23 protein-coding genes and 1 pseudogene are annotated in these 22,872 nt (G+C 70.7%); 19 read left to right on the top strand and 5 right to left on the bottom strand.

Annotated elements, in window-relative coordinates:
* Positions 1-79: 79 nt before the first annotated feature.
* Entirely contained in the window at positions 80-946 is an 867-nt protein-coding gene (prmC, locus tag BLW76_RS40765; protein WP_091317424.1) for a peptide chain release factor N(5)-glutamine methyltransferase, read from the top strand.
* A gap of 489 nt (positions 947-1,435) precedes the next feature.
* Here prmC and BLW76_RS40760 read toward each other — a convergent pair whose 3' ends face one another.
* The gene (locus BLW76_RS40760) at positions 1,436-3,409 is read right to left on the bottom strand and encodes a M6 family metalloprotease domain-containing protein (protein ID WP_091317421.1); all 1,974 of its coding nucleotides are present in this window, start codon (positions 3,407-3,409) and stop codon (positions 1,436-1,438) included.
* 717 nt (positions 3,410-4,126) lie between these two features.
* On the opposite strand from BLW76_RS40760, the gene BLW76_RS40755 reads away from it, so the two are divergent.
* The 13 genes from BLW76_RS40755 (at position 4,127) to aroA (ending at position 15,882) form a co-directional block, all read left to right on the top strand.
* A complete protein-coding gene (locus BLW76_RS40755) occupies positions 4,127-4,777 on the top strand; it encodes an L-threonylcarbamoyladenylate synthase (RefSeq protein WP_091317420.1) in 651 nt (216 codons plus the stop codon).
* A gap of 74 nt (positions 4,778-4,851) precedes the next feature.
* Positions 4,852-6,009, top strand: a complete 1,158-nt coding sequence (locus tag BLW76_RS40750; RefSeq protein ID WP_091317418.1) for a glycosyltransferase family 4 protein — start codon at positions 4,852-4,854, stop codon at positions 6,007-6,009.
* A 48-nt stretch (positions 6,010-6,057) separates the two neighbouring features.
* Positions 6,058-6,501 carry a Cg1360 family ATP-synthase-associated protein gene (locus BLW76_RS40745; RefSeq protein WP_091317417.1) on the top strand — a complete coding sequence of 148 codons (444 nt, stop codon included), beginning with the start codon at positions 6,058-6,060 and terminating at the stop codon, positions 6,499-6,501.
* Positions 6,502-7,044: 543 nt separating this feature from the next.
* Positions 7,045-7,830 carry a F0F1 ATP synthase subunit A gene (gene atpB, locus BLW76_RS40740; RefSeq protein WP_091317415.1) on the top strand — a complete coding sequence of 262 codons (786 nt, stop codon included), beginning with the start codon at positions 7,045-7,047 and terminating at the stop codon, positions 7,828-7,830.
* A gap of 55 nt (positions 7,831-7,885) precedes the next feature.
* Positions 7,886-8,143 carry an ATP synthase subunit c family protein gene (locus BLW76_RS40735; protein WP_043777226.1) on the top strand — a complete coding sequence of 86 codons (258 nt, stop codon included), beginning with the start codon at positions 7,886-7,888 and terminating at the stop codon, positions 8,141-8,143.
* Between the two features lie 30 nt (positions 8,144-8,173).
* Positions 8,174-8,725: a F0F1 ATP synthase subunit B gene (locus BLW76_RS40730; RefSeq protein WP_091317413.1), complete on the top strand. Its 552-nt coding sequence runs from the start codon at positions 8,174-8,176 to the stop codon at positions 8,723-8,725.
* Between the two features lie 25 nt (positions 8,726-8,750).
* Positions 8,751-9,578 (top strand): F0F1 ATP synthase subunit delta, encoded by an 828-nt coding sequence (locus BLW76_RS40725; protein WP_091317412.1) that lies wholly within the window; start codon positions 8,751-8,753, stop codon positions 9,576-9,578.
* Between the two features lie 57 nt (positions 9,579-9,635).
* A complete protein-coding gene (gene atpA / locus BLW76_RS40720) occupies positions 9,636-11,273 on the top strand; it encodes a F0F1 ATP synthase subunit alpha (RefSeq protein WP_091317410.1) in 1,638 nt (545 codons plus the stop codon).
* Positions 11,274-11,284: 11 nt separating this feature from the next.
* Positions 11,285-12,223, top strand: coding sequence for a F0F1 ATP synthase subunit gamma (locus tag BLW76_RS40715; RefSeq protein WP_091317409.1), 939 nt, complete (start codon positions 11,285-11,287; stop codon positions 12,221-12,223).
* A complete protein-coding gene (gene atpD / locus BLW76_RS40710; protein WP_091317407.1) occupies positions 12,223-13,650 on the top strand; it encodes a F0F1 ATP synthase subunit beta in 1,428 nt (475 codons plus the stop codon). The genes BLW76_RS40715 and atpD overlap by 1 nt, the downstream gene beginning before the upstream one ends.
* A gap of 113 nt (positions 13,651-13,763) precedes the next feature.
* A complete protein-coding gene (locus BLW76_RS40705; protein WP_013229521.1) occupies positions 13,764-14,129 on the top strand; it encodes a F0F1 ATP synthase subunit epsilon in 366 nt (121 codons plus the stop codon).
* 25 nt (positions 14,130-14,154) lie between these two features.
* On the top strand, positions 14,155-14,589 hold the full coding sequence (locus BLW76_RS40700; RefSeq protein ID WP_003102655.1) for a DUF2550 domain-containing protein: 435 nt from the start codon (positions 14,155-14,157) through the stop codon (positions 14,587-14,589).
* 54 nt (positions 14,590-14,643) lie between these two features.
* Positions 14,644-15,882, top strand: coding sequence for a 3-phosphoshikimate 1-carboxyvinyltransferase (gene aroA / locus BLW76_RS40695; RefSeq protein ID WP_091317405.1), 1,239 nt, complete (start codon positions 14,644-14,646; stop codon positions 15,880-15,882).
* On the opposite strand, the gene BLW76_RS40690 is transcribed toward aroA, so the two are convergent.
* The gene (locus BLW76_RS40690; protein ID WP_091317403.1) at positions 15,879-16,451 is read right to left on the bottom strand and encodes a cob(I)yrinic acid a,c-diamide adenosyltransferase; all 573 of its coding nucleotides are present in this window, start codon (positions 16,449-16,451) and stop codon (positions 15,879-15,881) included. The two genes, aroA and BLW76_RS40690, sit on opposite strands and share 4 nt — an antisense overlap.
* 62 nt (positions 16,452-16,513) lie before the next feature.
* Here BLW76_RS40690 and murA point away from each other — a divergent pair, with 62 nt between their 5' ends.
* Positions 16,514-17,788: a UDP-N-acetylglucosamine 1-carboxyvinyltransferase gene (gene murA, locus BLW76_RS40685; RefSeq protein ID WP_091317402.1), complete on the top strand. Its 1,275-nt coding sequence runs from the start codon at positions 16,514-16,516 to the stop codon at positions 17,786-17,788.
* A gap of 1 nt (position 17,789) precedes the next feature.
* On the opposite strand, the gene BLW76_RS40680 is transcribed toward murA, so the two are convergent.
* Positions 17,790-18,383, bottom strand: coding sequence for a TetR/AcrR family transcriptional regulator (locus BLW76_RS40680; RefSeq protein ID WP_091317400.1), 594 nt, complete (start codon positions 18,381-18,383; stop codon positions 17,790-17,792).
* 92 nt (positions 18,384-18,475) lie between these two features.
* Here BLW76_RS40680 and BLW76_RS40675 point away from each other — a divergent pair.
* From BLW76_RS40675 to BLW76_RS40665, 3 genes and pseudogenes are all read left to right on the top strand, one after another.
* Positions 18,476-18,901 (top strand): annotated as a pseudogene (locus tag BLW76_RS40675) (nuclear transport factor 2 family protein); the annotation flags it as partial.
* Positions 18,894-19,712: an NmrA family NAD(P)-binding protein gene (locus BLW76_RS40670; protein ID WP_091317397.1), complete on the top strand. Its 819-nt coding sequence runs from the start codon at positions 18,894-18,896 to the stop codon at positions 19,710-19,712. The pseudogene BLW76_RS40675 and the gene BLW76_RS40670, both read left to right, overlap by 8 nt.
* A complete protein-coding gene (locus BLW76_RS40665; protein ID WP_091317395.1) occupies positions 19,709-20,899 on the top strand; it encodes an alpha/beta hydrolase family protein in 1,191 nt (396 codons plus the stop codon). The genes BLW76_RS40670 and BLW76_RS40665 overlap by 4 nt, the downstream gene beginning before the upstream one ends.
* Positions 20,900-20,911: 12 nt before the next feature.
* On the opposite strand, the gene BLW76_RS40660 is transcribed toward BLW76_RS40665, so the two are convergent.
* A complete protein-coding gene (locus BLW76_RS40660; protein WP_091317393.1) occupies positions 20,912-21,535 on the bottom strand; it encodes a LysE family translocator in 624 nt (207 codons plus the stop codon).
* Positions 21,535-22,161, bottom strand: a complete 627-nt coding sequence (locus tag BLW76_RS40655) for a LysE family translocator (protein WP_091317392.1) — start codon at positions 22,159-22,161, stop codon at positions 21,535-21,537. The genes BLW76_RS40660 and BLW76_RS40655 overlap by 1 nt, the downstream gene beginning before the upstream one ends.
* Before the next feature lie 153 nt (positions 22,162-22,314).
* Here BLW76_RS40655 and BLW76_RS40650 point away from each other — a divergent pair, with 153 nt between their 5' ends.
* Positions 22,315-22,836, top strand: coding sequence for a YdbT family protein (locus BLW76_RS40650; RefSeq protein WP_091317390.1), 522 nt, complete (start codon positions 22,315-22,317; stop codon positions 22,834-22,836).
* The last annotated feature ends 36 nt before the right edge of the window (positions 22,837-22,872 follow it).

Genomic DNA, 22,872 nt, shown 5'->3' with positions numbered 1-22,872 from the left:
GGACGGCGTAGGACCGGCGCGTGTCCTCACGGGGGAGTTCCGCCTGGTGTGCCAGGCTCGACGAGGTGAAGGACGACGAGTGAATCGGCAGCCGCTGCGCCTGGCCATCATCGAGGCCACCCGGATCCTCGAGCGCGCGGGCGTCGCCTCGCCGCGCTTCGACGCCGAGGTGATCGCCGCGCACGTGCTCGGGGTCGAACGCGGCCGGCTGCCGATGGTGCCGCTGGTCGACCCGCCGGTCATCGAGGCCATCGGCCAGCTCGTCCAGCAGCGCGCCAAGCGCATCCCCCTGCAGTACCTGACGGGCTGGGCGGCCCTCGGCGACATCACGGTCGCGGTCGGGGCCGGGGTGTTCGTCCCGCGGCCGGAGACCGAGCTGCTGCTCGAGTGGGGGGTCAAGTTCCTCCAGGGCCGCGAGTTCCCGGTGGTGGTGGACCTGTGCACGGGCTCGGGCGCGCTGGCGCTGGCGGTGGCCAACGCCCGCCCGGACGCGGTGGTGTACGCGGTGGACATCGACCCGCAGGCCCTGGCCTGGGCCCGCCACAACGCGGACGTCCACGCGGACGCGGGCAACACCCCGATCAGGCTGTATTCGGGCGACATCGGCGACCCGACGATGTTCGCCGAGCTCGACGGCCTGGTCGACCTGGTGCTGTGCAACCCGCCGTACGTCCCGGAGGGCACCCCGGTGCCCCCGGAGGTGGCGGAGCACGACCCACCCCGCGCGGTGTTCGCGGAGGAGAGCGGCCTGGCGGTGATCCGCCACGCGATCGCGGCGGGAGCGCGGCTGCTGCGCCCCGGCGGCGGCCTGGCGATCGAGCACGACGACACGCACGGTTCGGCGGTCCCGGCCCTGGTCAGGGCCCGGCGGGTGCTGACGGGGGTGGAGGACCACGCGGACCTGACCGGCCGGGCCCGGTTCGTCACGGCGCGCCGGCTGGGGTGAGCGGCTGCTGGCGGGGTGGCTGGGGTGGGCTGCCGCCGTGGCCGCGGGCGTGGCGGGGTGGGTCTGGTTCGTCGCGGCGTGCCGGCTGGGTGAGCAGCGGCCGCTGTGATCATGCGGGCCCGGCGCGGGCCGGGCTTGGTTCGCCGCGGCTTGCCGGTTGAGCAGCCGCCGCCGTGATCGTGCGGGCGTGGCGGGGTGGCGTCTGGTTCGTCGCGGCGTGCCGGCTGGGTGAGCAGCGGCCGTGATCGTGCGGGTCTGGCGGGCTGGGCCCGGTTCGTCAGAGCGCGCCGGCTGGGCTGAGCAGCTGCCGCAGCAGCCCCAGCCCGCGGGGGCGCCCCCCGTCTTCCACGCTACCGGCGGGCACCGACAATTCCAGGCCCGATCCGGCCGGGGCCCGGAGTTGTCCACAACTCCGGCCAAGCCCCCCGGATGTGGCCGTCACAAGGCGGCCTTCGGCGCGTCAGCCGCACCGAAGGCCGCCCTGGGGCGCTAGAAGCCGAACACCGTGCAGCTCGCCGTCGCGGTCTTCGACGGGTCGCTCACCGATGTCGCCGTCAGCTTCACCCGGGCCGCCAGGTCGCCGCCCTGGCCGCGCTTCGCGTACGCCGCGACCTTCGCGTGGCCGCCGAACTTCGCCGTTGCCAGCTCGTTCGGCAGGCGGACCTCCCAGCCGCGGGCGTCCGTGGACACGCTCAGCCGGTACGTGTCCGTGTCGTACGGGGCCTTCGCGCCGTGCGCCGAGCCCGTGTTGAGCAGGCCGAAGTCGCACGTTGCCAGGCCGCCGCGGGCGATCGCCGGGAGGGCCGGGGTCAGCGCCGCCCCGCGGGACTGGCTGCCCGACCCGTCGAGCGACGTCACCGTCACCGTGTACGACAGGATGCCGCGGCGATCCCTCGCCAGGTCGGTGATCAGGAAGCGCAGGCGGTTCGCCTCGTCCGTGTACTCGTACGGGCTGGCCGCCTCCGTACCCGCCTTGAACAGGGCGTCGTTGAGCTGCCGGTAGTCACCGATGGTGATCTTCACCGGCGTCCCGTCCGGCTTCGTGTAGTCGGTGATGCCGATGTCCTGCGGGTTCGCGTCGATCACCCAGTCGAACGGGGCGTTGTCCTTGTTCTTCGTCTTCGTGATCAGCACGCCCGAATCGGGCGTGAACGAGTCCGCGCCCATCCGGTCGACGACCTCGACCGTGTAGTTGTCGTAGCCGCCGCCGTCGCAGAACGGGTCCGTCGCCCGGTCGCACTTCGGCGCCTTGTCGCCGCCGGCGAGCTTGATGTTCAGGCCGGTGAACGCGCCCGGCTGCGCTTCGGTTTCGCGCGCGGTGAGCCGGACCGACACCGGGCCGGTCTTCGCCAGCTCGTTGCGGTCGAGCTGCAGCACGTCCGCCGGATCGACGATGCCGAGCTTCAGCTTGTTGCGCAGCTGGTGCTGGGCACCCATCGAGCTGCCCTGCGTCGCCGGGATCTGCCAGCGCGTGTGCGGGCCGCCCGGCCCGTTGAACGTGCCGCGCGACAGCATGTCCCACGGCCCGCTGTAGGCGCGCGACGGCGGGTTCCCGAACGGGTTGTTGTAGTTGTCGCCGATGCCAAGGATATGGCTGAACTCGTGGGCGTAGGTCGACTGCCCGGAGCTCTCGGCCTGCACCGAGCTGCCGTTCTGGGCGTTCGGCCAGATGCTGGCGGCCGACGCCCACGACGTCCACGGCACGTACCGGGTCGCCGCGTAGTTGGGCAGGTCGTGGTTCGGCGGGCCGAAGCTGTCGGGGACGTTCTCCTTCGTCCCGAACTTCATCTCGCCGAACTCCTGCCACGTCGAGCTCTCGTCCTGGCCGGCGGAGAGGTAGAAGACGAAGTCGAACTGGTTCGCGGTGTCGCCGACTTCGGCGCGCCAGGCGTCGCCGGCGTCCTTGCGGATGTCACGGGTGCAGTTCGCGCCGGGCGGGCAGGCGTTCGGCTGGAACTCCATGCCGTATTCGAAGGACTTCCCGGGCATCCGGTACGGCCCGAACGCGGTCAGCTGCACGCCGAACCGGCCGCCGGAGTCCTCCATCCAGTACTCGTTGATCGTGTGGCCGTTGTTGAGGGCCACGGGCTTGTTGAGGAAGTCCTCGTAGTACTGCGCGACGTCGTCCCGCGGGATGTTCGCGGCGGTGGGCGCGGGGTTGCCGAAGACGGTCGAACGCGCGGGCTGCGTGACGACGAAGTCCTGGTCCGGGTAGTCGGCGAGGACGACGGCGCCCTTGAAGGTGCGCTGGGTCGGCTTGAGGTTCGGGTCGGCCCAGTTCGTGCCGGGGACCTTGCGGTAGTCGGACCAGGTCATGTGGTCCTGGTTCTCCCACCGGGCGGCGTCGATCGGGGCGGGCCAGCCACGGGTGAGCGGCTCCGCCGCGGCGGTCCCGGTCCCGACCCCGGTGAGCACGGTGACGGCGGCGAGCAGGGCGAGCGCTTTCGGGGTTCTGGGGCGCATGTGCGGCTCCTTCACTGGGAACCCACGGGGGTGGTGGTTCCCGGAGATCGACCGTATTGAGCCGCACTGCCGGAGTTCTGTCCCGACGGGAGGTTTACCCGCTTGCCGCACGACGAAAGTCTGGCCGGTTGTCAGTCGCCGGCGGGCGTTGTGGACAAGTTCGGGCCGTGCATCCGGCGGCCGCCGGAAACTGTCGGTGGTCGCCGGTAGCGTGGAAGACGGGGGGCGCCCCCGCGGCGGCCTCCGTCTTTCGGGCCGGCTGCGTCTCCGGATCGGCCGCCCGAGGCCCTGGGTCCGTGGCGCGGGTGGCCGGCGTGCAGCCCCGGTTGACCTGGGTGAACATGAGTCTCCCGCCGCCGCGGAACGCAGGTGTGCGCCGCGATCGGCAGTCCGAACCCGGCCTGGTGGGGGCATCACCCGTGATCGAGCGGGCATCAGCCGTGATCAAGCGGGCATCGCGCGTGATTGGAGGGGCATCGCGTGTGATTGGAGGGGCATCACACGTGATTGGCGGGACGACACGCGAGATGCTCGCCGCAGTGTCCGGCGCCGGCGGACTTCGGCCGGAGGCCGGCACCCCGACCGGTGAGCCGGAGCGAAGCGGTGGGGCGGCCGAGCCGGGGCGGGCCGAGCCGGAGTGGGGTGGGCCGGGCGAAGGGGCGGGGCGGTGTGACGCGGCGAACGCCCGCCCGACCGGCCGGACTACCCTTGGCCCCCATGAGCGTGGTCTACGACTGCAGCAAGCGGGAGACCCGGGCCGACGGGCTCGCCGCCGCGGCTGGGGCCGTCCGGTCGAGCCGGCTGGTCGTCCTGCCGACCGACACCGTCTACGGGATCGGTGCCGATGCCTTCGACGCCGGTGCCGTCCAGGCGCTGCTGCGCGCCAAGAACCGCGGGCCGGACATGCCCGTCGGGGTGCTCGTCGGGTCCTGGTCCACTGTGGACGGGCTGGTGCTCGGCGTGCCGCCGCAGGCGCGGGCGCTCATCGAAGCCTTCTGGCCCGGCGACCTCTCCATCGTGCTGCCGCACGCGCCGAGCCTGCAGTGGAACCTCGGCGACGCCCGCGGCACCGTCATGCTCCGGATGCCGCTGCACCCCGTCGCGCTGGAACTGCTGCGGGACGTCGGCCCGATGGCCGTCTCGAGCGCGAACGTCTCCGGCCGCCCGCCAGCCAGCACCGCGCAGGAGGCGCAGGAACAGCTCGGCGACTCGGTCGCCGTCTACCTCGACGGCGGGTCGAGCGGTGCGCCCGTCGCGTCGAGCATCGTGGACCTCACCGGCACCGAACCCGTCGTGCTGCGCGAGGGCGCGGTGGGCAAGGAAGCCATCGCGGAGGTGCTGGGTGTGCCCGCGGAATCGTTGGCGTGAAGCCGGATCACGACAAAAACCGCGGCACGATAGCGTGTCGCGGGTGACCCCGACCCCGCGAGCGTGACGTCCCCGTGCCGCCCACATCCGGTCTCCTCCCCATCCGGGAATACATCCTCGTCGCGCTGACCGCGACGGCCGTGACCTACCTGCTCACCGGCGTCGTCCGGCGGGTCGCGATCCGCGTCGGCGCGATCGCCAACCCCCGGGCGCGCGACGTCCACGTGGCCCCGATCCCGCGGATGGGCGGGGTCGGCATCTACCTCGGCGTCGCCGGCGCGATGGGCCTCGCCCACCAGCTGCCCGCGCTGTCGCACGGCTTCGACGCCTCCTTCGACTCGGTCGGCGTGCTGCTGGCGGCCGGTGTCATCTCCCTGATCGGCGCGCTCGACGACCGGTTCGAGCTGGACGCCTGGACGAAGCTGGCCGGCCAGGTCATGTGCGCCGGCATCCTCGTCATCTTCGGCGTGCAGTGGGTGTCGTTCTGGGTGCCGTGGGGCGGCACCGGCGGCTCGTTCGGCTCGGTGCTCGTGCTCGACAAGAACCAGGGCGCGCTGCTCACCGTCGTCATGGTCGTGGTCATGGTCAACGCGATGAACTTCGTCGACGGCCTCGACGGGCTCGCCGGCGGCCTCGGCTTCATCGCGGCCGCCGCCACCTGCTCGTTCTCCCTCGGCCTGCTCGACAGCTCCGGCGGCGACGTCGGCACCTACCCGCCCGCGCTGATCGCGGCCACGCTCGCCGGCGCCTGTCTGGGTTTCCTGCCGTACAACTTCCAGCCCGCGAAGATCTTCATGGGCGACTCCGGCTCGATGATGATCGGCCTGATGCTCGCCGGCGCGACGACGTCGGCGTCCGGGCGCGTGCCGTACACGCAGTTCAGCGCCAAGGACGCGATCGCGCTGCTCTCGCCGCTCGTGGTCGTCGCGGCGGTGCTGTTCGTGCCGATGCTCGATCTGATCATGGCGGTGATCCGCCGCACCCGCCGCGGCGAAAGCCCGTTCGCGGCGGACAAGATGCACCTCCACCACCGCCTGCTCGAGATCGGCCACTCCCAGCGGCGCGCGGTCATGCTGATCTACCTGTGGGCCGGGATCCTCGCGTTCGGCGCGGTGTCGGTGACGCTGTTCGACGACGTCGCGGCGCTCTGGATCATCGGGATCGGCCTGGTCTTCGCGGCGGTGGTCTCGATCGTCCCGCGGCTGCGCTCGCGCAACCAGCCGGGCACCTGACCCGCCGGGGTCTCTACACTCGGGTGGTAACCGAGCAGGGAGCCAGGTGTGAGCGAAGCCGAAACGCACGAGCAGGAGAACCCGCACGCCAAGGTGGTGCTGCAGGCCGCCCGCGCGATGACCAAGGCCTCGCTGCTGGTCACCCCGCCCGCGGTGCTGGTGTGCATCGCGTTGTTCAGCATCCTCAACGGCCTGCCCGGGTTCCTGGGCTCGCTCGTCGGCGGTGTGCTCGCGATGCTGACGTCGCTGTCCACGCTGGGCATGATGAAGTTCAGCGCGGGCCAGGACCCGATGTTCGTCATGGTCATCGCGCTCGGCGGGTACGTCGTGAAGGTCGTTTTGCTCTTCGGCGCGCTGACGCTGCTGAAGGGCGTCACCGCGCTGCACCCGATGTCGCTCGGCATCACGATGATCGTGGCCATCATGCTCGCCGCCGCGGCCGAGTTCGCCGCCTTCCGCAAGACCAAGATCCCGACGATCATCCCGTCCTGACGTCGTCCGTTTTGTCGCGGGCTTCCGTTACTCTTCGTGAACCCACCTACGGCCGCCTGAGTGTGACCGGGACCACAAAAGTGCGCTTTCGTGCGCGGCTGCGCACCGTGACCGGGACCCCGCCGACGCTGGTGCCTGCGACGTTCCGGAAGCGGTCCCGGCCCGCGCCGGACCTGGGTCCCGGGACGACCCGGGACCTAAGTCCTGGGCTGATCGGTTGGTTAGGAGTACGCCTGTCCGGCACTGATTGACCTGCTGGTATGGTCCGCGTCAAGGGTGGCGGCCTCGGCCGCGCGCTTCCCGAGACGAACCGCGATCAGCAGTGTGGCGACCGTGTAGTTCCGCCTTCCGGCCGCTGGTCCGAAGTAGACCGCAGGGCAGTGTTCACGCGAGACAACCCCGTGTGCAGAACGTGAAGGCGCGTTCTGCGGACGGTGGGGTAGCCGCCTCCGACGACCTGATACGTATCGGGTACGTTAAGTCCAGATCGTGACGATTCCCCCGGCGGAGTGAACGCCGGCCGGGAGAACCGGAAGGAGCCCAGTGGGCGCGCTGGTATTGGCCGAGGGTGCGACGTTCGCGCCGCCCGGCGCCGAAAGCTTCGAGTTGCCGGCGCTGTTCGGCAACGTCACCAAGCCGATGCTGCTCGTCGTGCTTTCGGTTGTCATCATCGCGGCGTACTTCCTGCTGGCGACCCGCAAGCTGCAGGTCGTGCCGGGCAAGGGACAGTTCGTCGCCGAGTCGATCTACGACTTCAGCCGCAACAACATCGCGCGCGAGCAGATCGGCTCGAAGGATTTCAAGCCGTTCGTGCCGCTTGTTTTCGCTTTGTTCACCTTCATCCTGGTGAACAACCTCTACGGGATCATCCCGCTCCTGCAGTTCCCGACCATGGCGCGGTTCGGTTTCCCGCTCGCGCTGGCGGTCCTCGTCGTCTACCCGGTGTACCACTACGTCGGGTTCAAGCGGCACGGTTTCGCGGGCTACTTCAAGAAGGAACTGGCCCCGCCGGGCGTGCCGAAGCCGGTCCTGCCGCTGTTCGCGCTGATCGAGTTCGCGGAGAAGTTCCTCCTCAACCCGCTCACGCTCGCCATCCGTGTTTTCGCCGCCATGTTCGCGGGTCACCTGATCCTGGCGGTGTTCACCCTCGGCGGCACCTTCCTGCTGACCGAGACCTCGGGCTGGGCGTTGAAGCCGGTCTCCCTGGTGGCGTGGCTCTTCGCCATCGCGATGACGTTCCTCGAGGCCTTCATCCAGGTGCTGCAGGCCTACATCTTCGCCCTGCTGTCGGCCGGGTACATCGGCGCCGCGCTGGCGTCGGAGCACTGAGAACACAAGCCCCCGATCCACGCGAGCGCGTGGACCGAAGTGAAGGGAAATGCACGTGAGCAACATCGTTCTGGCCCAGGCCGCGGAGCAGGCCGTCAACATCAACCCCGGTCTCGCCGCCATCGGTTACGGCCTGGGCGCGATCGGCCCGGGCATCGGTGTGGGTCTGATCTTCGCCGCCGTCATCAACGGCACCGCGCGTCAGCCGGAGGCGCAGGGCAAGCTGCAGGGCATCGGCTTCTCGACCTTCGTTCTGACCGAGGTGCTCGCCCTGATCGGCATCGTCATCTACTTCATCGCCTCCGCAGGCTGAGTCGACACTCATCTCGCTTAAGGAGACGCCGTGCTGAACAGTGCCTTGGTCCTCGCCGCAGAGGGCAAAGTTCACAACCCGATCATCCCCGACATCTCGGAGCTGATCCTCGGCATCGTCGCCTTCCTGATCCTGCTGTTCATCCTCAAGAAGTACGTCGTCCCTCGCTTCGAGGCCGCGTACGAAGAGCGTGCGCAGAAGATCGAGGGAGGCATCGAGAAGGCCGAGCGGGCCCAGGCCGAGGCCGAAGAAGCGCTGGCCAAGTACAAGGCCCAGCTGGCCGAGGCCCGGACCGAAGCCGCGAAGATCCGCGACGACGCCCGGCTCGAAGCCGAGCAGATCAAGGCGGAGCTGCGGGCCGAGGCGGAGGCCGAGTCCCAGCGCATCGTCGCCCAGGGCCAGGCCCAGCTGCAGGCCCAGAAGGCGCAGATCATCGCGGAGCTGCGGGCCGACATGGGCCGCAACGCCGTCGAGCTCGCCAGCCGGATCGTCGGCGAGTCGCTCGAGGACGAGGCGCGCCGCCGCGGCACCGTCGACCGGTTCCTGGCGGAGCTCGAAACCGCCGGTGCCTACCGTGCCTGATTCGGAAGCGGGGAAGTAACCAGAGATGACGCTGCATGCTGCGAGCCGTGAAGCGCTCGGCCTCGCCGAGGAACGCCTCGGCGAGGTTCTGGCGGACGCCGACGCCACGGTGTCTTCCTCGGTCGGCGACGAGCTGCTCTCGGTCGTCGACCTGCTGGACCGGGAGATCGGCCTGCGCCGGGCAGTGAGCGACGCCTCGGCGACGTCGGAGGCGCGCACCGCGCTGGTGCGCCGGCTGTTCGACGGCAAGCTGTCCGAACCGGCCCTGAAGGTGCTCGACGCCGTGGCGGGCAGCCGCTGGTCCAGCCCCCGCGAGCTGACCGACGGCCTCGAGTCGCTCGGCCGCTCGGCCCTGCTCACCTCGGCGGAGAAGACCGGGAACGTCGACACCGTCGAGTCCCAGCTCTTCCAGGTCGCGCGGGTCGTGGCCAACCACCCCGAGCTCGAGAAGGCGCTGTCGGACCTGACCGGTTCCGCCGACGCGAAGCGCACGCTGGTGCGCGGGCTGTTCGCCGACAAGGTGGACGTGGTCACCGAGACCCTCGTCGAGCAGGTCGTGCGCCGGGCCAAGGGCCGCGGCGTCGGCATCGGGCTCGACAAGCTGGTGAAGCTGGCCGCGGAGCGGCGTCAGCGCTCGGTGGCCTACGTGACCAGCGCGAACGCCCTGTCCGACGAGCAGGTCGCCCAGCTGGGCGCGAAGCTCGACGCCCTCTACGGGCGGCCGATCGCCCTGCACGTCGAGGTCGACCCCCGGCTCGGCGGCGGTCTCGTCGTCCGCGTCGGCGACGAGGTCATCGACGGGAGCGCGGCGGGGCAGCTCGCGGCGTTGCGCAGGCGGCTGGCCCGGGCATAGCCCCAGGTCACACAAGACTTTGCATACTGGCAAGAACGAAGCGAGAGCGGGAAAGACATGGCCGAGCTGACGATCTCCTCGGATGAGATCCGTAGCGCGATCGAGAACTACGTCTCGAGTTACGCCCCGGACGTGAGCCGGGAAGAAGTTGGCATCGTGGTGGACGCCGGTGACGGCATCGCCCACGTCGAGGGCCTGCCCTCGGCCATGGCCAACGAGCTGCTCGAGTTCCCCGGCGGCGTCCTGGGCGTCGCCCTGAACCTGGACGCGCGCTCCATCGGTGCCGCGATCCTCGGTGACTTCGAAAGCATCGAAGAGGGCCAGCAGGTCAAGCGCACCGGCCAGGTCCTGTCGGTGCCGGTCGGCGACGGCTACCTCGGCCGCGTCGTCAACCCGCTGGGCCAGCCGATCGACGGCCTCGGCGACATCGAGACCACCGAGCGCCGCGCGCTGGAGCTCAAGGCCGCCTCGGTCGTCGAGCGCCAGCCGGTGTCGGAGCCGCTGCAGACCGGTATCACCGCCATCGACGCGATGACCCCGATCGGGCGCGGCCAGCGCCAGCTGATCATCGGTGACCGCAAGACGGGCAAGACCGCCGTCGCCGTGGACACGATCATCAACCAGAAGGCCAACTGGGAGACCGGCGACCCGAAGAAGCAGGTCCGCTGCATCTACGTCGCGGTCGGCCAGAAGGGCTCCACGATCGCCGCGGTCAAGAAGTCCCTCGAGGACTCGGGCGCGATGGAGTACACCACCATCGTCGCCGCCCCGGCTTCGGACTCCGCCGGCTTCAAGTGGATCGCGCCGTACACCGGCTCGGCCATCGGCCAGCACTGGATGTACGAGGGCAAGCACGTCCTCATCGTGTTCGACGACCTGACCAAGCAGGCCGACGCCTACCGCGCGATCTCGCTGCTGCTGCGCCGCCCGCCGGGCCGCGAGGCGTTCCCCGGCGACGTCTTCTACTTGCACTCCCGCCTGCTGGAGCGCTGCGCGAAGCTGTCGGACGAGCTGGGCGCCGGCTCGCTGACCGGTCTCCCGATCATCGAGACCAAGGCGAACGACGTGTCGGCCTACATCCCGACCAACGTCATCTCGATCACCGACGGCCAGTGCTTCTTCCAGTCGGACCTGTTCAACGCCGGCCAGCGCCCGGCCATCGACGTGGGTATCTCGGTGTCCCGCGTGGGTGGTGCCGCCCAGGTCAAGGCGATGAAGTCGGTCTCCGGCTCGCTCCGGATCGACCTGTCGCAGTACCGCGAGCTGGAGGCCTTCGCGGCCTTCGCCTCGGACCTCGACGACGCCTCCAAGGCGCAGCTCGAGCGCGGTGCCCGCCTGTACGAGGTGCTCAAGCAGCCGCAGTACTCGCCGATCCCGGTCGAGGAGCAGGTCTGCACGGTGTGGCTGGGCACGAACGGCCACTACGACTCGGTCCCGACCGAGGACGTCCGCCGCTTCAACCACGAGTTCCTCGACTCGGCCCGCCGCAAGCACGACGACATCCTGGGCGCGATCCGCGACTCCGGGAAGTTCGAGGACGAGACGGCCGACAAGCTGGTCGCCGCGGTCAACGAGTTCAAGAAGGAGTTCACGACCTCCGAGGGCAAGCCGCTCGAGGAGAACGCGGACGCCATGGAAGCCGACAAGGTCGGGCAGGAGACCGTCAAGGTCAACAAGCCCGCGCCGAAGAAGTGAGCTGGTAGCTCATGGCCGCACAACTCCGGGAACTCCGGTCGCGCATCAAGGCGACCAAGTCGATCGGCAAGATCACCAAGGCGATGGAGCTCATCGCCACCGCGCGCATCACCAAGGCGCGGGCTCGGGTCGCCGCTTCCCGGCCGTACGCGGACGAGATCACCAAGGTGCTCTCGGCGCTGGCCGGCGCGGCCACCACGCTCGACCACCCCATGCTGGTCGAGCGCCCGAACCCGAAGCGGGCCGCCGTCCTGGTCGTGACCAGTGACAAGGGCCAGTGCGGTGGCTACAACTCCAACGTGCTGCGCGCGACCGAAGAGCTGCTCGCCCTCCTCCGCGAGGAGGGCAAGGAGCCGCAGGTCTACGTCACCGGCAACAAGGGCCTGAACTACTACCGGTTCCGGGGTCGCGAGGTCGTGGACGGCTGGACGGGCTTCTCCGACCAGCCGGGCTACGCGAACGCGGTCGCGGCCGGCGACGCCCTGGTCGAGTCGTTCATGCGGGGCGTCGACGACGACCACGGCAACGCCGACGGCATCACGGGTGTCGACGAGATCCACATCGTCTACACCGAGTTCGTGTCGATGCTGACGCAGCGGCCGACGGCCAAGCGCGTCGCGCCGCTCGAGGTCGAGTACTCCGAGGACGAGGAGCAGAAGCCCGCCGGCCTGCTCCCCAGCTACGAGTTCGAGCCGAGTGCCGACAAGCTGCTGGACGCGATCCTGCCGAAGTACATCAACACGCGGCTCTACGCGGCTTTCCTCGAGTCCGCCGCGTCCGAGCTGGCCGCCCGCCGGACGGCGATGAAGGCCGCGTCGGACAACGCGAACGAGCTGGTCGGCAACCTGACGCGGGAGATGAACCAGGCCCGCCAGGCGCAGATCACCCAGGAGATCTCCGAAATCGTCGGTGGCGCGAACGCGCTCACCGCAGCAGGAAGTGATGATTGATGACCAGTACTGAAGCCCCGCGCGCCAAGGGGCGCATCGTGTCGGTGACCGGTCCGGTCGTCGACGTCGAGTTCCCGCGCGGTTCCGTGCCCGACCAGTTCAACGCCCTCAAGGTCGAGATCGAGTTCGAGCAGCTCCGCAAGACGGTGACCCTCGAGGTCGCCAGCCACCTGGGCGACAACCTCGTCCGCACCATCTCCCTGCAGCCGCAGGACGGCCTGGTGCGCGGCGCCGAGGTCACCGACACCGGCGGCCCGATCACGGTCCCGGTCGGCGACAAGGTCAAGGGCCACGTCTACAACGCCCTCGGCGAGTGCCTCGACGAGCCCGGCTACGGCGAGGACCTCGAGCGCTGGGGCATCCACCGCAACGCCCCGTCCTTCGACCAGCTCGAGGGCAAGACCGAGATGCTGGAGACCGGCCTCAAGGTCGTCGACCTGCTCACCCCGTACGTCCAGGGTGGCAAGATCGGCCTGTTCGGCGGTGCCGGCGTCGGCAAGACGGTGCTCATCAAGGAGATGATCACCCGCGTCGCCCGGAACTTCGGTGGTACCTCGGTGTTCGCCGGTGTCGGCGAGCGCACCCGTGAGGGCAACGACCTCTTCCTGGAGATGTCCGAGGACGGCGTCATCAACGACACCGCCCTCATCTTCGGCCAGATGGACGAGCCGCCGGGCACGCGTATGCGCGTCGCGCTGTCGGCGCTGACCATGGCGGAGTACTTCCGCGACGTCCAGAACCAGGACGTGCTGCTGTTCATCGACAACATCTTCCGGTTCACCCAGGCCGGCTCGGAGGTGTCGACCCTGCTGGGCCGCATGCCGTCCGCCGTGGGTTACCAGCCGACGCTGGCCGACGAGATGGGGCAGCTGCAGGAGCGGATCACCTCGACCCGTGGCCGGTCGATCACCTCGATGCAGGCGATCTACGTCCCCGCGGACGACTACACCGACCCGGCCCCGGCCGCGACGTTCGCCCACCTGGACGCCACCACCGAGCTCTCCCGGTCGGTGTTCCAGAAGGGCATCTTCCCGGCGGTCGACCCGCTGGCGTCGACGTCGACGATCCTCGACCCGGCCATCGTCGGTGAGGACCACTACCGCGTCGCCTCCGAGGTCATCCGGATCCTGCAGAAGTACAAGGAGCTGCAGGACATCATCGCGATCCTCGGTATGGACGAGCTCTCGGAAGAGGACAAGCTGACCGTTCAGCGCGCGCGCCGCATCGAGCGGTTCCTGTCGCAGAACATGCTGGTCGCCGAGGCGTTCACGCAGATCCCGGGCTCGACGGTGCCGCTGTCGGAGACGATCGAGTCGTTCGACCGCATCACCAAGGGTGACTTCGACCACTACCCGGAGCAGGCGTTCCTGGGTATCGGTGGCCTCGAGGACCTCGAGAAGAAGTACAAGGAAATCACCAAGAAGTGATTCTCCGGGCGCGGCGGGGGTGGTGTCCTATGTGGACTTTCACCCCCGCCGTTCTCGTAGTTTGAGTCAGACCTATTACACTCGGTGGCAACACCCCGAGTTAAGGAGTGCACGTGGCTGAGATGTCCGTGGAGCTGGTGGCCGTCGAGCGCCGTCTCTGGTCGGGTACCGCCACTTTCGTGGTGGCCCAGACCACCGAGGGTGAGATCGGCATCATGGCCGGTCACGAACCCGTGCTCGGGCAGCTGGTCGAGGGTGGCGTGGTCAAGGTGACGACCACCGACGGCGAGACGGTCTGCGCGGCCGTCCACGGCGGGTTCCTCTCCGTCACCGGCACCGGGGTGAGCATCCTCGCCGAGAGCGCCGAGCTCTCCGACGAGATCGACGTCGAGGCGGCCAAGGCGGCCCTGACCGGGGACGACGAGACCGAGCGGGCGAGGGCCTCGGCCCAGCTCCGCGCAGCGGGCCAGACGGCCTGAGCGCGAGACGGGCAGGAGCCGGGCCGTGAAGATCACCGTGGTCGTAGTCGGGCTCCTGATCGTGCTCGCGGTGCTGGCCGCCTGGTACGGCCAGCGGTGGATCCGGATGCGCCGCGGTGGTGGCGTGAGCGTCGCGCTGCGGTGGCGTCCGGACAACCCGCGGTCCAGCTGGCACCTGGGGCTGGGCCGCTACGAGGGCGACGAGTTCGTCTGGTACCGGGTGTGGAGCCTGCGCACCGGCGCCGACCGCGTCTTCCAGCGCGAGAGCATGCAGATCGCCGACCGCCGCGACCCGTCCGGCACCGAGGCCTACGCCGTGCCCGAGGGCTCGACGGTCCTGCGCTGCGAGTCGGAGACCCAGGAAGCGATCGAGATCGCCATGGGGCCGGGCGCGCTGACCGGGTTCCTCTCCTGGCTGGAGTCCGCCCCGCCCGGACGGCGCCTGCCGCGCGCCTCCTGACGCTCCCAGGCGGCACTTTCACGTGAAAGTGCCGCTCTCCGTAGACTCGTCGGGGTGACCCTCGTCGAGATCCCCGGCTCCAAGTCCGTCACCGCCCGCGGCCTGTTCCTGGCCGCCGCCGCGCACGGCACCACCACCCTCGGCCGTCCGCTGCACTCGGACGACACCGAGGGCTTTGCCGAGGGCCTGGTCAAGCTCGGCTACCGCGTCGACCGGCAGGCGGACGCGTGGACCATCGAGGGCCGCCCGTCGGGCCCGGGCGTCGCCGAAGCCGACGTCTTCTGCCGGGACGGCGCCACGACGGCCCGGTTCCTGCCCGCGCTGGCCGCGGCCGGCACCGGGACGTTCCGCTTCGACGCCTCCGGCCAGATGCGCCGCCGCCCGCTCGGGCCGCTCACCGACGCCCTGCAGGAGCTGGGCGTCGACCTCGAGTTCGGCGGCGAGCCGGGCCACCACCCGCTGACCGTCCGCGCGAACGGCATCAAGGGCGGCTCGTTGACCCTCGATGCCGGTCTGTCGTCGCAGTTCCTGACGGCGTTGCTGCTGGTCGGGCCGCTGACCGCGGAGGGCTTGCGGATCACGGTCACGGACCTCGTGTCGGTGCCGTACGTCGAGATCACGCTGGAGATGATGCGCCGCTTCGGCGTCGACGTCCGCCGCGAGGGGCAGACGTTCGTGGTGCCGGCGCAGCCGTACCAGGCGTGCGCGTACCCGGTGGAGCCGGACGCGTCGACGGCGAGCTACTTCCTGGCCGCGGCGGCGGTCACCGGCCGCACGGTGACCATCCCGGGGCTGGGTTCGGACGCCCTGCAGGGCGACGTGAAGTTCGCCGACGTCCTGCGCGAGATGGGCGCGCACGTGGAGCTGGCGCCGGACTCGGTGACGGTCGCGGGACCGTCGGACGGCCTGCGCGGCATCACGGTGAACATGCGCGACATCTCGGACACGGTCCCGACCCTGGCGGCGATCGCGCCGTTCGCGTCCGGCCCGGTGCGCATCGAGGACGTCTACAACACGCGCATCAAGGAGTGCGACCGGCTCGACGCGTGCGAGGAGAACCTGCGCGCTCTCGGGATCCAGGTCGAGACGGGCCGCGACTGGATCGAGATCCAGCCGGGCGAGCCGACGGGCACCCTGGTGGCCTGCCGCCGCGACCACCGGATCGCGATGGCGTTCAGCATCACGGGCTTGCTCGTCGACGGCATCACCCTGGATGACCCGGAGTGCGTGAAGAAGACCTTCCCCGGCTTCCACCAGGCGCTGGGGGCCCTCCGGGCGAGCTGGGGGATCTAGGGCTGCCCGCCCGGCTGCCACAGCACGTCACCCTCGGGATTCGCCAGCCGGGCGAGGATGAACAGCAGGTCCGACAGGCGGTTCAGGTACTTCACCGCGATCGGGTTCGTCGCCTCGGGCTCCGCCTCGTGCAGGGCCCAGGCCGAGCGCTCGGCCCGGCGCGCCACCGTCCTGGCCTGGTGCAGGAACGCCGCTCCCGGCGTGCCGCCCGGCAGGATGAACGACGTCAGCTTCGGCAGGCGCTCGTTGAACTCGTCGCACCAGCCTTCCAAGCGCTCGACGTACTTCTCGGTGATCCGCAGCGGCGGGTACGGCGGGTCGTCGGAAATCGGCAGGCAGAGGTCCGCGCCGACGTCGAAGAGATCGTTCTGGACCGTGCGCAGGACGTCCGTCACCTCGGCGGGCAGCGAGCCCATCGCGATCGCCAGGCCGAGCACCGAGTTCGTCTCGTCGGTGTCCGCGTACGCGCCCAGCCGCGGGGACGTCTTGGGCACGCGGGACCCGTCGCCGAGCGCGGTCGTGCCGTTGTCGCCGACCTTCGTGTAGACGCGGTTGATGCGAACGACCATGGCACCCACCATAGCGGCCCCCGCCCGGGCCGAATCCGGGCGAGAGGGCATGATTGGCGGCCATGAGCGAGCACTTCGACGTGCATGGCGGAGCGCGGCTGGTCGGCGAGGTCGACGTGGTCGGCGCCAAGAACAGCGTGCTGAAGCTGATGGCCGCGGCCCTGCTGGCCGAGGGCACCACGACCATCACGAACTGCCCGCAGATCCTCGACGTCCCGCTGATGGGCGACGTGCTGCGGAGCGTCGGCTGCGAGGTCGTCATCGACGGCGACACGGCCACCATCACGACGCCGGCCGAGCTGTCGCACCGCGCGGACTCGGCGGCGATGGGCAAGCTGCGCGCGTCCGTCTGCGTGCTGGGGCCGCTGGTCGGGCGGCTGAAGCAGGCCGTCGTGGCGCTGCCGGGCGGCGACGCGATCGGTTCGCGGCCGCTGGACATGCACCAGAACGGCCTGCGCAAGCTGGGCGCGACGAGCACGATCGAGCACGGCTGCGTCGTCGCGAAGGCCGAGACGCTGGTCGGCGCGCAGATCTGGCTGGACTTCCCGAGCGTCGGCGCGACCGAGAACATCCTGATGGCGGCCGTGCTGGCCGAGGGCACCACGGTGATTGACAACTGCGCGCGCGAGCCGGAGATCGTCGACATCTGCACGATGCTCACCGAGATGGGCGCGAAGATCGAAGGCGCCGGCACCTCGACCCTGACCGTGCACGGCGTGGAGCAGCTGCACCCGACCACGCACAGCGTGATCGGCGACCGGATCGTGGGCGCGACCTGGGCGTTCGCCGCCTCGATGACCCGCGGCGACATCACCGTGCGCGGGGTCAACCCGCACCACCTCGACCTGGTGCTGAACAAGCTGCAGCTGGCCGGCGCGGACGTCGAGACCTACGACGACAAGGGTTTCCGCGTGGTCCAGCCGGAGCGCCCGAAGGCGGTCGACTGGGTGACGCTGCCGTACCCCGGCTTCGCGACCGACCTGCAGCCGTTCGCGGTGGCGCTGTCGGCGGTGTCGGAAGGCACGTCGATGATCACGGAGAACGTCTACGAGGCGCGGTTCCGGTTCATCGAGGAGATGGTGCGCCTGTCCGGTGACGCCCGCACGGACGGCCACCACGCGGTGGTCCGCGGGGTCGAGAAGCTCTCGAGCGCGCCGGTCTGGGCGTCGGACATCCGCGCGGGCGCCGGGCTGGTGCTCGCGGGCCTGTGCGCGGACGGCGTCACCGAGGTCTGGGACGTCTTCCACATCGACCGCGGCTACCCGCACTTCGTCGAGAACCTGAACCGGCTGGGCGCGAACATCAAGCGCGTTGCGGGCGAGCCCGACCGGAGCTGATTCACGCGCCCTGCGCGCCCAGTGCGCGCAGGGCGTACGCCACCAGCCGGTCCACGTAGTCCGGCTCGGCTTCGGCCTGCCGGACCACCAGGCGCCAGTAGATCGGCGCCGCCAGGACGTCCAGCGCCATCTCCATGTCGAGGTCCTCGGGCAGCTCGCCGCGCGTGATGGCCCGGCGCAGCATCGCCTCGCCGACCTCGCGCCGGGGCCCGCCGATGTTTTCGCGGGTGCTGCGGCCGCGCTCCGGGTTCCGCGCGTCCTCGGCGACCAGGTCCGGCAGGATCCGCGAGAACAGCGGGTGCGTCAGCCAGTCGATCAGTGCCTGCATCGCCTCCCGCAGGTCGCCGCGCAGTGAGCCGGTGTCCGCCTCCGCCGCCCGCGTCACGCTGAACTCCGTGACGACCGCGGCGATCATCTCGTCCTTCGACCGCCAGCGCCGGTAGAGCGCGCTCTTGCCGACCCCGGCCCGCTTGGCCACCGCTTCCATGGACAGCCGCCCGTAGCCCTGCTCGGCGAGTTCGTGCAGGACGGCGTCGGTGATCGCCTGCGTGACCTCGGGCTGGAGGACCGCGGCGCCGGTCGGGGTGCGTGCCATGGCTCGCAGTCTAGCGGGTGGACGGAACGGTACCGTCCCGTCTATGGTGACTTACGTCGGGACGGTACCGTCTCGTCCGAACGTCGAAGGAGGCTGCGATGCACGACTTCGTCGAGCACGCGCTCGATCTGCTGCGCAAGCACGACATGGCCGGGTTCGCCGGGCTCTGGGCCGAGGACGGCGTCCTCGAGTTCCCGTTCGCCGGCCCGGGCTACCCGAAGCGCGTCGAAGGGCGCGACGCGATCCGCGAGTACCTGCGCGACTACCCGAACCTGCTGGACATCCGGGAGGTCACCGCGAAGACCGTGCACGAGACGACCGACCCGGCCGTGGTCGTCGTCGAGTTCACCGTCGCCGGGGTCGTGGTGGCGACGCGGAAGCCGTACGAGCTGTCATACATCGCCGTCATCACCGTTTCGGACGGGTTCATCAGCCACTACCGCGACTACTGGAGCCCGCTGGCCGCGGCGGAGATCCTCGGTGGCGCGGCCGAGCTGACGGCGGCGTTCGGTGGCTGACGTCCTGGTCCTCGGCGGCACCGGCACGACCGGCCGCCGGGTCGTCGCGGGCCTGCGGGCGGCGGGATTCCCGGCCCGGGCGGCCACGCGCAAGCCGGGCGAGGCCGGTCAGGTCCGGTTCGACTGGGCGGACCGGTCGACCCACGCCGAGGCCTTGCGCGGCGCCTCCGCCGTGTACCTGCTGGCCCCGATCGGCGAGGCTGCGCCCGCCGGGGTCGTCGCCCCCTTCCTGGACGACGCGCTGGACGCGGGTGTCCGGCGGGTCGTGCTGCTCAGCTCGTCGGCGGTCACCGACGACACCCCCGGCCTGGGCGACCTGCAGCGGCTGGTGCGCGCGGCGCCGGAGTGGGCCGTGCTGAGGCCGTCCTGGTTCATGCAGAACTTCACCGGCGAGCACCTGGTCGCCCAGGGCGTGCGGGACGGCGAGATCGTCACGGCCACCGGCGACGGCCGGGTGGCGTTCGTCGACGCCGGCGACATCGCGGCGGTCGCCGTCCGCGCGCTGACCGATCGCGAACCGCACAACACCGAACACGTCCTGACCGGGCCGGCCGCCCTGAGCTACGCCGAAGCGGCCGCGCTCGTTTCCGCGCACCTCGGCCGCCCGGTGCGGCACCGCGCGGTGAGCACCGAGGCCTTCGCGGCTTTGCTGACGTCGTCCGGGCTTCCCGAGCCGTTCGCGGCCGTGCTCGCCGCCCTCGACGAGGGCATCCGGCGCGGTGCCGAAGACCGCGTCACCCCGGTCGTCGAGCAGGTCACCGGGCGGCCGGCCCGGTCGTTCGCAACCGTTGTCCAGGAGGAGATCCGATGAAGCAGCTGATGTTCGAAGACGACCAGCAGTTCTGGTTCGAGACCCTGCGCCTGTTCGGCCACGCGGCCTACGGCGGCTCGGACTTCGGCGAGGTCCTCGCGGCGGCGTCGACGGTGACGCCGGGCGACTACGACAGCTGGCACGACGCCTACCGCGCGCTGGCCGACCGGCTCTACACCGAAGCGGCCGACGCGGGGCCCGTCACCGCGCGCGACCTGCTGCTGCGCGCGTCGACGTATTACTTTTCGTCGGAGTTCTTCCTGCACGGCGACCCGGCGGACCCGCGCATCGCGGCGGCGTACGACCGCAGCGTCGAGTGCTTCCGCCGCGCGGAGGTGGCCGAGCCGGTCGAAATCCCTTACGAGGGCACGGTTCTGCGCGGGTACTTCTACCGCGCGCCGGGTGCCGGGCCGAAGCCGTTGCTGATCATGCACAACGGGTTCGACGGCAGCGCGGAGGAGTGCCACTTCATGGGCGCGGCGGCGGGCGCCGCGCACGGCTACCACGTCCTGACGTTCGACGGTCCTGGCCAGCCGAGCGCGGTCCGGCGCGAGAAGCTCGTGTTCCGGCCGGACTGGGAGCACGTGGTGACACCCGTGGTGGACTTCGCGCTGACGCTCGACGGTGTCGACCCGGCGCGCCTCGCGCTGCTCGGCGTGAGCTTGGGCGGCATGCTGGCCCCGCGGGCGGCGGCGTTCGAGCCGCGCCTGGCGGCGGTGGTCGCGGTGGACGGCGTGTACGACGCGGGTGCGGCGGTGACCGGGCTGCTGCCGTGGCCGCGCGCGGAGATCGTGCGCCGCGCCCGGGCCGACCACGACGAGGAGTTCGACGCGCTGCTCGCGGCGGGGCGCGAGGCGAGCCCGACGCTGCGCTGGGCGTGCGACCACGGCCGGTACGTGCTGGGCGCGGCGACCGACCGGGAGTTCATCGCGAAGTACCTGGAGTACACGCTGGAAGACGGCGTGGCGGAGCGGATCGCCTGCCCGGTCCTGGTCTGCGAAGCCGCGGACGACCTGTTCTTCGGCGGCGACCGGGAGACCGAGCCGCGGCGGCTGTACGCGCACCTGACGGCACCGAAGACGTTGCTGACGTTCACGGCGGAGGAGGGCGCGGACGCGCACTGCCACGTCGGCGCCCAGCGCCTGGCGGCGGGCCGGATCTACGACTGGCTGGACCGGACGCTCTAGCCTTTCGAAGCGTCAGCCTTCGAAGGCGAGCACCGCGCCGAAGCCCACGAGCGCGGTGCCCGTCGCGCCGTCCAGCGCCCGGCGCACCTTCCGCTGCCGCAGCCAGCCCCGGACCCGGTGCACGAAGAACAGCAGCACCACCTGCCACACCACGCCCAGCGCCGCGACCGTGTACGCCAGCAGCAGCGAGTCCCCGAGCGTCGACGAAGGCGTGAGGAACTGCGGCAGCACCGACAGGTACAGTACGATCACCTTCGGGTTGGTGATGTTGGAGAGGAACCCTTCGCGGAACCGCCGCACCCGGGACGCGCGCGCCTTGCGGACGTCGTCGAGGGCTTCGTAGTTCCCGCGCCACGCCCCGCGCAGCGCCTGGATGCCCAGGAAGACCAGGTACGCCGCGCCGAGCCACTTCACCGTCTCGAACACCGGGCGGTACCGGGTGATCACCGCGCCCAGGCCGAGCGCCGCCGCCGTGCCCTGGAGGAAGTTCGCGACAGTGATGCCCGCGCACGCCCAGCCGCCGCCGCGGGCGCCGCCGGTGAGGGCGTTCTTCAGCACCACCATCGTGTCCGGGCCCGGCATCATCGCCAGGAACGCCATCATCCCGGCGAAAGCCGCGTACGTGCTCCAGGTCATCAGGACTCCAAGGCCAGTGCCGCACCGAAGCCGAGCAGGGCGGTTCCGGTGACGCCGTCGAGGGCGCGCCGGACCCGGCGGCGCTCCAGCCACGCGCGCACGCGGTGCACGAACACCAGCAGCACCAGCAGCCACACCACGCCGAGCACGGCGACAGTGTAGGCGAGCGCGAGGGCGTCCCACGTCGTCGTGCGCACCGGGTCGAGGAACTGCGGCAGCACCGACAGGTACAGCACCAGCACCTTCGGGTTGGTGATGTTGGAGAGGAAGCCCTCGCGGAACCGCCGGAAGCCGCCGCCGCGGCGGCGCTGGACCGCCTCGACGGCCTGGTAGTCACCGCGGAACGCGCCGCGCAGCGCCTGGACGCCGAGGAAGACGAGGTAGGCCGCGCCGGCCCACTTGAGCGCGGTGAACACCGGCTGCGACCGGGCGACGAGGACGCCGAGCCCCAGCGCCGCGGCACTGCCCTGCACGGCGTTGCCGGCGAAGATGCCGAGCGACGCGAGCAGCCCGCCCCGGAACCCGCCGGACAGCGCGTTCTTGAGCATCACCATCGTGTCGGGCCCCGGCGCGAGGACGATCAGGACCACGATGACCAGGTAACTGCCGTACGAACTCCACGTCACGGCTACTGACGCTAACCGACGCCGCCCGGCCGGGTCTCGCGGATTTCGGTCACACAGTTGGTCACCCGGTTCCGCGGGATCGGCCGGGCACAGATCGTGCACGAGCACACGTGGGATTCGGCGGGAGGCGCCGCCACAGAGTAGTGTTCGGCCATGTCAGCAGGCGAAATCGATCTTCTGCCCGGTGAACGCGTGCTCTGGGCGGGAGAGCCGGTCCAGCGCCCGCTCTACGTCGCCGCGGACGGGGTGATCGCCCCGGCCGGTCTCGTCCTCGCCGCCGCCGCGCTCTGGTTCCTGCTCACGCGCGAGCCGAGCGGCGCCACGATGGCCGTGGCCGTCGTCGTGCTGGTGCTCGGTGTCTACGGCGCGGTCGGCCGGTCGATCGTCCGGTACCTCGCGCTCGGGCGCACGACCTACGCCGTGACGGACAGCCGGATCATCGCGCGGTCGGGCCTGTTCCGGCAGAAGGAACGCGCCAGCGAGCTGGCCACCCTGTCGGCGCCGGTGCTCAAGCCGGGCCCGTCCCGCACCGGGACCATCACCTTCGGCGGCTCGGGTGCGGTGACGCTGATCGGCGTCGGCGAGCCCAAGCGGGTCCGCGACCTGCTCACCAAGGCCATCGACGAGGCCAAGGCGCGCCAGGCGCCGCCGGAAGCGGACAGTTCGGCCGCCTGAGCGGGCAACCATTCCGGCCTTCCCGAGCGTCACCGG

It is taken from the genome of Amycolatopsis tolypomycina (genome assembly GCF_900105945.1).
In the GTDB taxonomy this organism is placed as follows: Bacteria; Actinomycetota; Actinomycetes; order Mycobacteriales; family Pseudonocardiaceae; genus Amycolatopsis; species Amycolatopsis tolypomycina.
This window is presented reverse-complemented; position numbering and strand designations above follow the sequence as displayed.

Excerpts from the sequence above, each read along its gene's own strand:
- BLW76_RS40760 (WP_091317421.1), bottom strand. The coding sequence starts at position 3,409 with ATGCGCCCCAGAACCCCGAAAGCGCTCGCCCTGCTCGCCGCCGTCACC.
- BLW76_RS40755 (WP_091317420.1), top strand. The coding sequence starts at position 4,127 with ATGAGCGTGGTCTACGACTGCAGCAAGCGGGAGACCCGGGCCGACGGG.
- BLW76_RS40725 (WP_091317412.1), top strand. The coding sequence starts at position 8,751 with ATGACGCTGCATGCTGCGAGCCGTGAAGCGCTCGGCCTCGCCGAGGAA.
- atpA (WP_091317410.1), top strand. The coding sequence starts at position 9,636 with ATGGCCGAGCTGACGATCTCCTCGGATGAGATCCGTAGCGCGATCGAG.
- BLW76_RS40715 (WP_091317409.1), top strand. The coding sequence starts at position 11,285 with ATGGCCGCACAACTCCGGGAACTCCGGTCGCGCATCAAGGCGACCAAG.
- atpD (WP_091317407.1), top strand. The coding sequence starts at position 12,223 with ATGACCAGTACTGAAGCCCCGCGCGCCAAGGGGCGCATCGTGTCGGTG.
- BLW76_RS40690 (WP_091317403.1), bottom strand. The coding sequence starts at position 16,451 with ATGGTCGTTCGCATCAACCGCGTCTACACGAAGGTCGGCGACAACGGC.
- murA (WP_091317402.1), top strand. The coding sequence starts at position 16,514 with ATGAGCGAGCACTTCGACGTGCATGGCGGAGCGCGGCTGGTCGGCGAG.
- BLW76_RS40680 (WP_091317400.1), bottom strand. The coding sequence starts at position 18,383 with ATGGCACGCACCCCGACCGGCGCCGCGGTCCTCCAGCCCGAGGTCACG.
- BLW76_RS40665 (WP_091317395.1), top strand. The coding sequence starts at position 19,709 with ATGAAGCAGCTGATGTTCGAAGACGACCAGCAGTTCTGGTTCGAGACC.
- BLW76_RS40660 (WP_091317393.1), bottom strand. The coding sequence starts at position 21,535 with ATGACCTGGAGCACGTACGCGGCTTTCGCCGGGATGATGGCGTTCCTG.
- BLW76_RS40650 (WP_091317390.1), top strand. The coding sequence starts at position 22,315 with ATGTCAGCAGGCGAAATCGATCTTCTGCCCGGTGAACGCGTGCTCTGG.